At 37.6% G+C, this 14,378-nt stretch carries 9 protein-coding genes; 5 read left to right on the top strand and 4 right to left on the bottom strand.

The features are described 5' to 3' along the window. Positions 1–44 precede the first annotated feature (44 nt). Both ACTWP4_RS16075 and ACTWP4_RS16070 read left to right on the top strand, forming a co-directional pair. Positions 45–2,258, top strand: coding sequence for a family 43 glycosylhydrolase (locus tag ACTWP4_RS16075; protein ID WP_443129804.1), 2,214 nt, complete (start codon positions 45–47; stop codon positions 2,256–2,258). Beyond that, complete coding sequence (locus ACTWP4_RS16070) at positions 2,255–6,124, top strand: family 43 glycosylhydrolase (RefSeq protein ID WP_443129803.1); 3,870 nt, start codon at positions 2,255–2,257, stop codon at positions 6,122–6,124. Before ACTWP4_RS16075 ends, ACTWP4_RS16070 begins: the two co-directional genes overlap by 4 nt. A gap of 100 nt (positions 6,125–6,224) precedes the next feature. Here the strand turns inward: ACTWP4_RS16070 and ACTWP4_RS16065 are convergent, their stop codons facing one another. From ACTWP4_RS16065 to pxpB, 3 genes are read right to left on the bottom strand one after another with little or no spacing between them, the layout of a single operon-like run. Further along, positions 6,225–6,953 carry a 5-oxoprolinase subunit PxpA gene (locus ACTWP4_RS16065; protein WP_443129802.1) on the bottom strand — a complete coding sequence of 243 codons (729 nt, stop codon included), beginning with the start codon at positions 6,951–6,953 and terminating at the stop codon, positions 6,225–6,227. Next, entirely contained in the window at positions 6,941–7,912 is a 972-nt protein-coding gene (locus ACTWP4_RS16060; protein ID WP_443129801.1) for a biotin-dependent carboxyltransferase family protein, read from the bottom strand. Before ACTWP4_RS16060 ends, ACTWP4_RS16065 begins: the two co-directional genes overlap by 13 nt. After that, positions 7,902–8,582 carry a 5-oxoprolinase subunit PxpB gene (gene pxpB / locus ACTWP4_RS16055; RefSeq protein ID WP_443129800.1) on the bottom strand — a complete coding sequence of 227 codons (681 nt, stop codon included), beginning with the start codon at positions 8,580–8,582 and terminating at the stop codon, positions 7,902–7,904. Before pxpB ends, ACTWP4_RS16060 begins: the two co-directional genes overlap by 11 nt. A 253-nt stretch (positions 8,583–8,835) precedes the next feature. On the opposite strand from pxpB, the gene ACTWP4_RS16050 reads away from it, so the two are divergent. Both ACTWP4_RS16050 and ACTWP4_RS16045 read left to right on the top strand, forming a co-directional pair. Next, positions 8,836–10,560, top strand: a complete 1,725-nt coding sequence (locus ACTWP4_RS16050) for a methyl-accepting chemotaxis protein (protein ID WP_443129799.1) — start codon at positions 8,836–8,838, stop codon at positions 10,558–10,560. Positions 10,561–10,763: 203 nt separating this feature from the next. After that, a complete protein-coding gene (locus ACTWP4_RS16045; protein ID WP_443129798.1) occupies positions 10,764–12,494 on the top strand; it encodes a methyl-accepting chemotaxis protein in 1,731 nt (576 codons plus the stop codon). Between the two features lie 36 nt (positions 12,495–12,530). On the opposite strand, the gene ACTWP4_RS16040 is transcribed toward ACTWP4_RS16045, so the two are convergent. Then, positions 12,531–13,571: an FUSC family protein gene (locus ACTWP4_RS16040; RefSeq protein WP_443129797.1), complete on the bottom strand. Its 1,041-nt coding sequence runs from the start codon at positions 13,569–13,571 to the stop codon at positions 12,531–12,533. A 208-nt stretch (positions 13,572–13,779) separates the two neighbouring features. On the opposite strand from ACTWP4_RS16040, the gene ACTWP4_RS16035 reads away from it, so the two are divergent. Continuing rightward, positions 13,780–14,232, top strand: coding sequence for an IDEAL domain-containing protein (locus ACTWP4_RS16035; RefSeq protein ID WP_443129796.1), 453 nt, complete (start codon positions 13,780–13,782; stop codon positions 14,230–14,232). The last annotated feature ends 146 nt before the right edge of the window (positions 14,233–14,378 follow it).

Raw genomic sequence — 14,378 nt, 5'->3', positions numbered from 1 at the left:
TTGATTGTTTTTTGGTACACACAAAAAAAGGAGGGAGAAGAAATATGTTTAAAAAAATAGTAGTTTTATTATTTTTACTGTCATTCACCAGCTTTGTTACGACAACATACGTACACGCAGATAATCCTATCATTAAAGATGAATTTTCAGCTGATCCAGCAGCAATTACACATGAAGGAAAAGTGTATCTTTATACCGGACATGATCAAGCAGAAACAAGTGGCAATGACTATGTACTTAAAGAGTGGAGTATCTATTCATCTGATGATTTAGCAAATTGGGAATTAGAAGGAAGGGTGCCCCGTGGCATTTTTGATTGGGCAATAAATGATACCGCCTGGGCTTCTCAAACTATAGAGAAGGATGGAAAATTTTATTGGTATACAACTGTTGAAAATAAAGATAGTTCAGCACCTGGAATGTCTATTGGAGTTGCGGTATCGGATCATCCTGTTACAGGTTGGGAAGACGCTATAGGTGCTCCATTAGTAAAGAGTACCGATACAGAAAACCCTGGTAATATGGGTGCTTGGTCCTGGGATGATATTGATCCAACAGTTTTCATTGATGACGATGGTCAAGCTTATCTTTACTGGGGGAATACGCATGTATATTATGCCAAATTAAAAGATAATATGATTGAATTGGATGGTAATATCCATCGTTTTGACATTCAAAATATGCCAGGCACATTTACCGAAGCACCATGGCTTCATAAACAAGACGGCATTTACTATTTACTTTTTGCGATGAATTTCCCTGAAGAATTGGCTTATGCGACAAGTGATAGTCCAGAAGGTCCTTGGGAATACGGTGGTAAATTGATGGATGAATTACCTTTTACAGGGACTAGTCATCCAGCTGTATTAGAATTCGAAGGGGAAACATATATGGTTTACCATAACGCAGCATTACCTACTGGTGGTGACTACAGAAGGTCCGTTGCGATTGAAAAATTACACTTTACACTTGATGGGAAAATAAGAAAAGTAACCCCTACTGCTTCTGGTATTACGCATGACAGTTTTGCTATAGAGTCGTATAAAAAATCAAGCTATATCCGTCATTTAAATAATAGTTTAAGAGTCGATCCGCTCGAAGGAGATACCTATGATTTTAAATGGCATATCGTTGATGGATTAGCCAGTGATGATAAAGGTTTCCTTTCCTTTCAATCTGAAAATAATCCAGGTTTTTATCTTGTCAGGGATGGTTCTTCTCTAAGCTTAGCCAAACATGATGGTACAGCTAGTTTTGAAGAACAAGCCACTTTCAAGGAGGTTCCAGGATTAGCAGATGAATCTTGGAGTTCCTATGAAACATTTCATGATTCATTGTATCTTTCCAGGGCAAGTGATAACACGTTACAACTAGTAACGAAAAATAGTTTAGAGAATGAGGGAAATGCCACGTTTCGGTTAAGCAATGCAGATGCAAAAGAGGTAAGCGTTTCCGAGGATGCGCTGGCTATGTTAGAGAACTCTACTGCAACCGTTTCTGCAACCGTTTTGCCAGAAGAAGCATTAAGAAAAGAACTAGAGGTATTTGTTAAAAATGAAGATATTATTGACGTAACAACTGATTATCAAAATCAAACAGATGAAACGAAGCTAACAATTAAAGGAAAACAAGAAGGTATGACAACTATTACATTATCGACGCTAGACGGTAACTATCAGGCTACGATTGATGTAGAAGTCAAGCCGATCGACAATACTCCTGCTTCGCTAGAGGATGTCATTGCCTCTGCCAGTTCTGAAACCAAAAACGTTCAGATAACCGGAACACTTGGAGAGACAGCAGGTAAAAACGTAACATTAAAAGTAGAAAATCCAAATGGTGAAGTGGATTATCTAGATCAGGTTTCGTCCAATGATGCCGGAGAATTCAGCTTTAACTTTATGTTGAAAAGTGAGTTAACTGGAGATTATCACGTGTTTTTAGGTGCAAATGAAAATGATCCCTATGAAACTACCTTTACGATAAAAAAACAAAATTCAGCAGATAAAGATCGGGATAAAGAGGAGAAAGATAAGCAAAAAGAAAAAGACAAAGATCATAACGAGTCTACTTCATCTAGTGATCACGATTCATCATCTGGTCCAGAACAAAAAAATGATAGCAAAAAACAAGGGAATCAAGACTTACCAGATACAGCAACCAATCTATTTAATTTGATGTTGCTTGGTGGGCTCCTTATCATAATAGGACTTATTGCCATACTTGTTGTCAGAAAAAGAAAGGAGGAAGCGAGATGAAACAAGGCTTGAAAAGAATCACCATTTTGCTGATGATTATTACTTTGGTTGTCAGTCCCTTCCCAATGACAGATCTATCCAATGTGATAGCGGAAGAGATGCAGTTGGAGGATGGACTGTTATTACATTATGATTTTGAAAACGAATCAGGAAATGTCATAGAAGATAAGAGTGGGAACGGCCATGATGGTGAGTTAATCAATGATGCCACACTTGTTGAAGATGAGAAAGGTGGTGCCCTATCATTAGATGGTGATCAGGACTATGCATTATTACCAACTAACCTTTTTGATGGCTTAGAGGACATGACGATAAGTACTTGGGTGAAGATTGACAATCATAAAGATTGGGCAACGCTTTACTCCTTAGGTAACTTTGATGAAGAGAATAATGATTATGCGATTAACTATGCCGCAAAAACAGCTGATTCTGAAAATGGAGCACTCGAATTGTTTGGACCATGGCCATTTCCAGCTGTTGAGACAGGATCTGTTGCTGAAGGGGAATGGGTTCATGTTGCAACCATGATTCAGGATCAGGAACTACATCATTATATTAATGGCATACATCAAGGATCAGTTGAAATTGATTTGGATGCAGGAGACATTCATGTAGCAGAAAATCGTTTTATTGGATATCATGCTATGCCTCATGAACAAGGCGAAGGTAAAGGGCTGGAAGGGCTAATTTCTGATTTTCGTATGTATGATCGGGCTTTGTCATTAACAGAATTACGTACATTAGCTGATTTTAATTTCGATATATCGGAAATTGAGGCTGTAAATATTAATATAAGTGCAGGTTCTCTTCCGGTATTACCTGATCAAGTAACTGTCCATTACCCAAATGGATTGACAGAGAGCGTGACTGTTACATGGGATGAAATAAACCCAGACGACTTTCAGACTCCAGGTGAAGTAACAGTGGAAGGTACTGTTGCAGGAACAACTATGAAAGCAATTGCGAATATTACGGTGGTGGAAGACCGAACAATAAAAGAAATAGAACCTGTTATCCTTTACACACATGAAGGTTCACAACCGGAATTACCTGAACAAATTCAGGTAACATACGCCGATAATGAAGCAGAGCAAGTATCTGTTGAATGGGGAGAAATACCGGCAGAACAATTAGAAAGGGCAGGCGTTCATTTTACAGTCGAAGGCACGATTGAAAATACAGAAGAAATTGCAATGGCTAAGGTGTATGTGACATCAGATGTAGCGGCTGATTTCATATCATGGTATAGCTTTGATGAGACACAAAGCGATAATGTATTCGATATTTCAGGCAATGAACAACATGCAACACTTGTTAATGATGCAGCCTTAATCGATTCAGATAAAGGTGGTGCGGTTGACTTAGATGGAGATCGCGATTATGTTCAAATGCCTACTGATCTTTTTGAAGGTACTGCCAATATTACAATTAGTAGTTGGGTCAAAGTAGATACAGCGAAAGATTGGGCATCTTTGTACGCCTTAGGAAACTGGGATCAAGGTAATGCAATAAACTTTGCTTTAAAACAAGCAGGTACGGATGAAGGCATGCTTGAATTATTTCGACCAGGTCAATCTTTTTATCAACTAACAACCGAACCGATTGCGGAAAATAAATGGGCACATGTTGCAACAGTTATCAAAAATCAGCAAATGACGCATTATATTAATGGAGTTTCTCAAGGTACTGTAGACATAGATATGGATGCCAGAGATATCGAAGTAAATGCAAATCGGTTTATTGGTTTTCATGCAATGGCACATGAACAAGTGGAAGGGAAAGGTTTAGACGGTCAAGTTGCAGATTTCCGTATTTATAATGATGGTTTAAGCGAAAATGATCTGCAACAAGTGATCAATGAATCATTAACAGATCAGGAAGCAGTTGAAAGAGCTGCTGCCACGTTTGAATTAGGAGATTTGTCAGAAGTAATTACTGATATTGAATTACCAAGTTCAACTGGAAATGGTGTAGAAATCACATGGGAATCGAGCCATTCAGAGATTATTAACGCTTCAGGTGAAGTGTCAAGACCTGGACAAGATCAACAAGACACAGTCGTCACGTTAACCGCAACCTTTGCAAGAGGAGACAGTAGTCAAACAAAATCATTTGAAGCAAACGTCTTGGCAGATAATATCGAAACGGTAGATGAGATCAGTGTGATTACCCCTCCTCATCATCCGCCATCATTACCGGAGAAGGTAGAAGTGACCTATTTTGATGGTAGTACTGGCACGCGAAAAGTAGATTGGGAGAATATAAATAGTGACGCATTATCAGAAACTCAATCACCCTATACCGTGAATGGTGAAGTTTATGGCACAGACATTCCAGCAAAAGCGGTAATTCATGTAGCTGAGTTGGACTATGTTGATGAAGTGCATGTCGAGACAGAAGTAGGAGTAGAGCCTGAAATGCCAACTACCGTTACTGCCCATTATACCAATGGCATGTCAGATGAAATTGCGGTTGATTGGAATGACATAGATCCGAATCTCTATAGAGAAACTGGGTCCTTCACCGTAAAAGGAGAAGCAGCAACATATCATTATACAAATCCATTAATCGAACAACGGGCAGACCCTAACATTTATAAGCATACAGATGGCAATTATTATTTTACGGCATCTGTACCGGAATACAATCGAATTATTATGAGAAAAGCTAAAACTATTCAAGGTTTAGCATCAGCAGAAGAGAAAGTTATTTGGGAAGCCCATGAATCCGGAGATCAAGCGGCTCATATTTGGGCACCAGAAATCCATTATGTCGATAACAAGTGGTACATTCATTATGCAGCAGGTGCTTCTGATAATGTTTGGCGGATTCGTCCATATGCGTTGGAAAATACGAGTTCAGATCCGCTGGAAGGTGAATGGGTAGAGAAAGGTATGATCCAAAAGTCTCCGGAAGATACTTTTTCATTCACAGACTTTTCATTAGATGCAACAATTTTTGAGCATAATGGTAATAATTACTATATTTGGGCTCAAAAAGTTAACAATATCTCTAATTTATATATGGCAGAGATGGAAAACGGTTATACGATAAAAGGAGAGCCGATGCTGTTATCAACACCGGATTATGCATGGGAGCGAATTGGTTTTTGGGTAAATGAAGGGCCTGACGTAATTAAACGCAATGGAAAAATTTTCGTTTCTTATTCCGCAAGTGCAACAGATGATAATTATAAAATTGGTCTGTTAACAGCAGACGAAGACAGTGATATCATGGATCCGTCCTCTTGGACTAAATCACCAGAACCTGTGATGGAAAGTAATGAAGCAACCGGTCAATATGGTCCAGGACACAGTACTTTTACGGTAGCAGAAGACGGGGAAACGGATATTTTAGTATATCATGCCCGTTCCTATCAAGAAATTGAAGGGGATCCCTTATACGACCCTAACCGTCACACTCGAGTAAAAGTATTGAATTGGAAGGACGACGGAACACCAGATTTTGGTGTTCCAAATGGGGATGGTTTAGTAAACGGTCCGACCGTGGAGGTTAGCGCAACCGTAGAAGTGAAAGAAGCAACAAATTTTAAAGTAAGTCAAAAGTTCAGTCACGATCAACTTGTAGCGAATGAAACACTAACAAGCGAATTGGTGATAGCAAACCAATCGGAATCAGATGAAACGGTAACTGCGATAATCACGCTTTATAATCAAGCTAAGCAAATGGTCGAATGGAAAGAAGAACCAATCACGATTAAAGCAGGTGAAGAGGCATCAACAGAGATCACCCTTGATTTGCCTGATGATGTCAAAGATCATATGGTAAAGGTAATGATCTGGCACGGTGAAGGAATCGGTAATACTTCAATGCAACCTATTTCAGAAGTTTTTTCACTAGAATAAAAAAGAGACTGTCTCAAAAATCAGTTTGCTGACGATTGAGACAGTCTATTCTTTTTTACTAGTGTCCAGATTATGTCATAAAATGTCCAGATCCATTTACTTATCCAGTTATTTCTCGGATTCTCTGCACAAAATGTAATGCTTCTATTGAATCGCCATGCACACAAATAGTATCTGCTTTGATATTGATGTTGTCTCCATTAATTGTAGTGACTTTTCCTTTTGTGACGATTTCATTAACTTGTTTCATAGCTTGTTCTATATCACGAATAACTGCATTTGGTTCACTTCTAGGTGTTAAGCTGCCGTCTGGTTGATAAGTTCTATCAGCAAAAACTTCATTGGCTACTCGTAATCCTTTTTCCTCTCCAGCATTAGTTAACTCGCTATTAGCAAGTCCGACTAGAGTTAAATTCGGATCGACATCATAAACCGCTTGTGCAATGGCATCAGCAAGCGCGCGTTTTTTACATGCCATATTGTATAATGCACCATGTGGTTTCACATGAGCTAATTGCACACCATGTACTGTCACAAATCCGCGTAAAGCACCTAGCTGGTAAACAACGAGATCATAGGCTTCTTCCGGAGATATATTGATATTTCTTCGACCGAAACCTTGTAAGTCCTGAAAACCAGGGTGTGCACCAATGTTAACCTGATATTTTTTGGCTAACTGTACCGTTTTATTCATCGTATGAGGATCGCCGGCATGAAAGCCGCAAGCAATATTCACCGCATCAACGAGCGGAATGATCGCTTCATCATTGCCGATTCGGTATGTACCAAAACTTTCCCCTAAATCACAATTCAAGGTTATTCTTGCCACAGTTTAATTCCTCCCCATTTTTCCTGGACAAACCGATGAATAGTCCGAAGTAATTGATCTCTGTTAGCTAAAAGGTTGATTGCATCTTTGACGGTTATTTTTTTGAATCGAAAAGGTTGACCAGGTCTTAATTGGCTTATTTTACTCAAATCCACTCGTGCAACCTGACCGATTTTAGGATAACCTCCAGTTGGTTGACCATCTGCCATTAAAATGATTGGTTGTCCGTTCGGTGGTACTTGAATCGAACCGAAAGTAGTTGCCTCCGTTAAAAGCTGTTCTTCTTTGCTTTTGGTAATAGGCGTTCCTTCCAAGCGGTATCCCATTCGGTTTGACTGGGTGGAAGCAACCCATGTCGTATGTTCAAAACTGTCGTTATCAAACCAGTCATACTGGGCTCCTTCCATATATCGTATTGTTGTTACTGGCTGTTCAATATATCTAAAAAGAGAAGGAGCGATTCCCCAGTTGAGCTGATTATCCGTATAATACGAATGGGAAAAAGGAAGAATGTCCCCGACTGAAAGTTTTCTATCTAACAATCCTTCTATATCCGCTCTTACCACTGTACTGCGACTTCCGAGAACTTTTCGTATATCAAGTCCACCTTTAATTGCGATATATCCAAATCCACCTGTTTTCACAGTACGAAACTGCAAAATATCGTTCTTTTTAACTTGAAGAGGTTGGGCAAGTGGAACTGGCTGTTCATTTAAATTAGCGGACATATTTCCACCGGTTATCGAAATAATCGCTTGTTGATGAAATTTAATAGTTGGACCAATAAAGCTCATCTCTATTACTGCTTCATTGGGATCATTATCAACAAGTATGTTCGCTATCTTGGCGGCAAATTCATCCATCGGTCCACTGACCGGAAACCCATAAGATTGATAACTTAAACGTCCTTGATCTTGGATGGTAGTATGTAATCCTTCTTCTATTATTTCAATTGCCATTTTTTATACGCTCCTCTTTCTGAAGCTGTTGAAATTCTATTTTGTTGATCGGATAAAATTTAATCTGGTCTCCTGCTGTAAATAACGTTGGCTTCTCTTCATTTAATGGTAATAGATTGACTGGTGTACGCCCAATGATCTGCCATCCGCCAGGAGAAGTACTAGGATAAATCCCTGTTTGGCTACCCGCAATACCAACGGATCCTTTTGGTACTTCTAATCTAGGATTGTCTTTCCTCGGTGTTGCAAGTCCCTGATCCATCCCTGTCAAAAAAGGAAACCCAGGGGAAAACCCTAAAAATGAGACATTGTATATTGGGGTAGTATGTAATTCTATGACTTTTTGTAATGATAACTGGTGTTCCTTCATTACATTTTCTATATCCAAGCCAAACATTTTGTCATAACAGACAGGGATATGATGTAAAGTACTATCCACTTGATCTGGCTGTTGATGTTTGCTTGCAACAGTAACTATTTCAATTATCTCTTGGTGATGAACTTGTAATGGATCGAAATATATGGTTATGGTTCTATATCCAATTACTGTTTCTAAAATGAGTGCATGATTGTCCAAGTATCGCTTGAATGCTATTAAATAAGGGGTTAAATCTGGAGAGTATGGTAATGTCATCATAATGGCATTTTCCGAAATAGATTGAAGACGCATCTTCAGCAACCTTCTTTCTTTTCATAAACTTGTACTTATATTGTAACGAAGTTCTTTCATACAAGAAAATAAAAACTCCTACGCAGGCAGTTTCATAACTGAAAACTTACAATGTGATGGGACTTTTGGAATAACAAAGAGTGTAAAAGACCTACAAAAAGTAATAGAAATGTATACGTTTTCGTGATAAGATAGACTCATGTTGATATTGTTCTTATTTATTTTATACTAGCTGAGAAACGAGGGAATGCACGTGAAGACTTTTTTGAGAAAATGGAAATGGTCCAATTTTAAAGATGTTAAAGTTGGGTCAAAATATGGCATTATTTTATCGATTGTTCTAGCACTATTTTTAATCTCAACAGGTGTTGTCTGGTACTTTTTGCAGAATGTCCAATCTGAAATTGAAGCGATGGAAAGAAGAGGGGATCGATCTGTATATGTAACTGAAATGGGATCTCTTCTTCGCGCTAAAAGTATTAATATTTTTCAATATATTGATAACTCCTCTACTGAAATAGATGAGGCATATAGTTCTCGTAAAGAGGAATTTGAAGCATTGAAAGAACAATTAGAACCTAGAATGAATACTGAAAAAGAAATTGCTTTATTTCAACAAATTAGCGAGTTGGATGATCAATTGAATCGAAAGTTTAACGAAGTAATTGGATATATGAGACAGGATGAAGTAGAGATTGCTTCTTCTACAGCCCAAGATGCAAATCAAATAGCTGGAGAAGCTGTCCAAGCATTAGAACAGTTGAAAACAGTGGTAAATGAACAGCGAATACTTGCTGCACAAAATGCAAAGTCAAGTCAAATGTTCGCAATTAGTGTACTGGTTGGTTCGATTGCTGTTTCGCTTATAGTAAGTGTTATTCTTATTACGTTTACTAATCGTAAACTATCGAAAAATTTGAATAAAGTGGTAGATTTCAGCAACCAAATTGCAGATGGTAACTTACTTGTCGAAAATATAGAATATAAAAGTAAGGATGAAATAGGCCAATTAGCAAAAGCAATGAATACAATGAGTGCCAGCTTGCGTAAAATTATTGAGAGAGTTGCAGATGTTTCCAATACGGTGAGCGCTCAAAGTGAACAACTAAATAATTCAGCACTTGAAGTAAAATCTGGAACCGAGCAGATTGCTACTACAATGGGAGAACTAGCAAATGGAACCGAAACGCAAGCAACCCATGCAGGTGATGTTGCTTCCAAGATGAGTGACTTTTCCCAAAAAGTACTGGAAGCAAACGAAAATGGTGGCAAGATTGAATCAGCATCTAGCAATGTTTTAGCGATGACAAAAGATGGTCGTGAAATGATGGCATCCTCTGTAACACAAATGGGACGTGTCCATACGATTGTAAAAGATGCAGTTGAAAAGGTTCAAGGATTAGATGGACAAACAAAAGAAATATCTAAGCTGGTTGCTGTCATCAAAGACATCGCAGAACAAACAAATCTATTAGCATTAAACGCAGCGATTGAATCAGCTCGTGCAGGAGAACACGGCAAAGGTTTTGCAGTCGTAGCAGATGAAGTTCGGAAGCTAGCCGAACAAGTAGCAGAATCCGTCACGGATATCACAGGAATTGTTACGAACATTCAAAGTGAATCCTCCAATGTATCACAATCATTAGAAGAAGGTTACGGTGAAGTAGAAGCAGGTTCTGAACAAATTGAAAAAACGGGAGAGACATTTGAGCAAATCAATAATGCAGTAACAGATATGGTTGCAAGTATTCAAACTGTAACAACCAACCTATCAGAAATGACAACTAGCAGTGAAGAAATTAATTCATCAGTTGAAGAAATTGCATCGATTTCGGAAGAGTCAGCTGCTGGTGTCGAGCAAACATCAGCATCTGCTCAACAAGCAAGCAGTTCGATGGAGGAAGTATCTTCTAATTCAGAAGCACTGGCAAAACTCGCAGAAGAACTGAATGGATTAGTGAGACAATTTAAGATTTAAAGATAAAAAAACTCCCAATAGCTTGGGAGTTTTTTAATTGCCTAATTTTATATTGTGTGGAAGATTCCAGAAGAAAAATAAGGACATAAGTACTACTATGATACTATAGTATTATGCTTATAGTCATGTTAAAATAATCTTGTGCTAAGATTCTGACTTATTTATATTCTCATCAAGTAATATACATCAATGGAGGGATGATAATGGAAAATTTTTTAAAATTTTTAAAAATAAAAAATTTACGGTTTAAAAATGTTAAGATCGGTAAAAAGTATGGGATCATTCTAAGTGTTGTTTTAGGGCTATTTATAATTTCTGCAACAGTTGTTTTTTTCTTATTGCAAAATGTTCAATCGGAAGTTGATGCAATGGAGAGAAGAAGCGATAGAGCAGTTAAAGTTACAGATATGGGGTCCTTAATCAGAGCTAAAAGTATTAGAGTGTTTCAATATATGGAAAACCCAACATCTGAAGTAGTAAAGGAATTTAATCAACGTAAAGAATTAGTATTGAATCTAGAAGATGATTTAGTTGGAGAATTGAAAAGTACAGAAGCAAAGAAGCTAATTGAACTGACAAAAGCATTAGACGATGAGTTTAACCTTGAGTTCAATGAAGTAGTTAGTTTTGTTGGACAAGGTGATATGGAAATGGCTTCTTACCATGCAGACAGGGCTCAAAATATCCAGTCAGAAGCTGTAAAGACTTTAGAAAAATTAAAAGAATTAGTGGAAGCAGATAGGTTGGAAGCTGTTAAATCTGCGGAAAAAAGCCAAACAATGGCTATTACTGCACTTATTATAGCGATTGCGGTATCTATCATTATAAGTATCATATTACTTATTATCGTTAATCGTATTGTTTCACAAAATCTAAATAAAGTAGTAAATGTTAGTAACCATATTGCTGATGGAAATTTATTAGTCGATAGTATAGATTACCAGGGAAATGATGAAATTGGCCAACTTTCTAATTCCATAAATAAAATGAGTGAGAATTTAAGAAATATTATTCAACAAGTATCAACCGTTTCTGATACAGTAAGTGCTCAAAGTGAGGAATTAAATCAGTCAGCAAATGAAGTGAGGTCCGGAACTGGGCAGATAGCTTCGACTATGCAGGAGTTGGCCTCAGGTGCCGAAACCCAAGCGAATCATGCAGGTGATGTTGCATCTAAGATGAGTGATTTCTCTCAAAAAGTATATGAAGCTGATGAAAACGGAAATAAAATTGAAGATGCATCAACTAATGTGTTAACTATGGCGGAAAATGGCCATGAAATGATGAAATCCTCAGTTGCACAAATGGGTCGAATTCATTCTATTGTACAAGATGCGGTAGAAAAAGTTCGTGGTTTAGACAATCAATCACAAGAGATTACAAAACTAGTAGGGGTTATCAAAGACATCGCAGAACAAACAAATCTATTAGCATTAAACGCAGCGATTGAATCAGCTCGTGCAGGAGAACATGGAAAAGGTTTTGCAGTAGTAGCAGATGAAGTTCGGAAGCTAGCCGAACAAGTAGCAGAATCCGTCACAGATATCACAGGAATTGTTACGAACATTCAAAGTGAATCCTCCAATGTATCACAATCATTAGAAGAAGGTTACGGTGAAGTAGAAGCAGGTTCTGAACAAATCGAAAAAACGGGAGAGACATTTGAGCAAATCAATACTGCAGTAACAGATATGGTTGCAAGTATTCAAACTGTAACAACCAACCTATCAGAAATGACAACTAGCAGTGAAGAAATTAATTCATCTGTTGAAGAAATTGCATCGATTTCAGAAGAGTCAGCAGCTGGTGTCGAGCAAACATCAGCGTCTGCTCAACAAGCAAGCAGTTCGATGGAAGAAGTATCTTCTAATTCAGAAGCACTGGCAAAGCTCGCAGAAGAACTCAATGGATTAGTAAGACAATTTAAGATTTAAAGATAACAAAACTCCCAAGCGACTTTGGGAGTTTTGTCATTTGTTTATTTCATTTTCACTAATTAATATCTTTTCTACAATATTATAAATAGACAATAATTCATATAAAATAATTACTTCTGGTGTAAAAAGGGTAGGGTTTTTATCGTCATTTGGCTTTTTACTTTCCCAGAATTGATTCATTAATTTTTTTACCTGTTGCCGGTATGCACTCGCTTTATAATGATCAGGGTATTTCATAAAATCAACTAACGTTTCCACCATTTCCATAAGGTCTTGGCACTCCTGTTTGGACCAACAGACATGCTTGATTGGCGTATTAATTAAATTTCCAATATGATAGTGGATTAGTCGTAATCTTGTCAGGTTTTTTCTTTCATAGTCAAACACACTTTTTGTTTGCTCGTCCAATCGATGATATTTCGATTCATCTGCTTGAAAGTGCAACAATTTATCAGTTTGATCCAACGTATTTTTTAAGGTGAGAAAACGCCTGTCTATCTCTGTCTTTTGGTTAGCTAATTGGCCTTTGCCAACTAATTGCTTCAAGATAATCTCTAATTCTTCCGCCGTCTGTTTCAATAAATCATTGATATTTGTCATTATTTTTTTCGTATAATTAGGCGGTAAAATAAACATGTTGACTAATGTCGATACTAGCAGTCCCACAGTAGTTGTTCCGAGCCGAATAATGAACGAGACAAATAAATTTGTATGGATTACTTCAATCATCGCAACAGAAGTTAATGTTGCTACAAGAAGACCTGAATGAAGACCTAACCGATAGCACGTTATAATGGTTAATAATGCCGATAGTGTATATGTAATGGGCGAGTCCCCAAAAAAGAAAATAAATAAAACGGCATAAGCTGAACCAATCGCTGATGCTGGGAAACGAACAATTCCTTTTTTTATAGAATCGGCAACAGTGGGCTCGATGGTGACAATCGCCGTAATCACAGCGAATACTGGCGGCCAACCAATCCATTCGCATAATAGAGAGGTAATAAAGACGGCCAACGCGGTTTTGATTATCCGTCGACCAAAAAAACGATACCGTAACTTTGACAATTTCATTAGAGACATTCTCCTTCAAGGATTCTATGCATAGTATAACGTAGAATGCTTAAGCTTTCCATGTTGAATTCTACCAGATGGGAGGAAATCTTTGACATACCAAAAAATTCTTTTATAAATTGTTTGTAAACGCTTTCTTATTTCTTGCATATGATGTAAAATAAGAATATATCTCAGTCAGAAGAGTTTGTTGTGAATTTTTGAGGAGGTGTTGAACTTGCTTTCCGTTAAAATGTTAAAACCATATTACGTAAAAGAAGAAGGCAAATACATTCGGGTGGTACTTGCATATCAATATTTTTCACTATTAATGGATGACGAAGTGTATCATTTTGTCCCGCTCGAAGCTCGAGAAATCCGAATCAATCGTGATACACAACACATTGAAAATAAAAATGATGTTTTTGTTTTCCAGAAAGGGAAAAAATATAATCGGATAACATTAGCAGATCTGATAAAAGTAAAAGACTTTCAACAACATATATCCACGATACTAAGCCCATATATGATCATGTCGGAAACCGATGAAAAAAATGATAATATCGACCATGTGATTATGGAGTTAGAGAGAAGTAATTTATTAAGACTAATTGATCGAGCTTTAGATGATAAAAATCCAGAAGACTTCCACTTATATACAACAAAATTAAATGAAATGTAGCAGTTGCTTGAGCGACTGCTTTTTTTTGTTCGCCCGGCATGGGCGAACTCTAACGGGTGAAAGTCCTGAGTGCGACCTAGTAGCGGTAAGCACATAGCCAAAAGCAACGGTGTCCACGGTGACGTGGAATCGGAAGGAAGCTCAAG

The organism is Gracilibacillus sp. D59 (assembly GCF_052246695.1).
In the GTDB taxonomy this organism is placed as follows: domain Bacteria; phylum Bacillota; class Bacilli; order Bacillales; family Amphibacillaceae; genus Gracilibacillus.
This window is presented reverse-complemented; position numbering and strand designations above follow the sequence as displayed.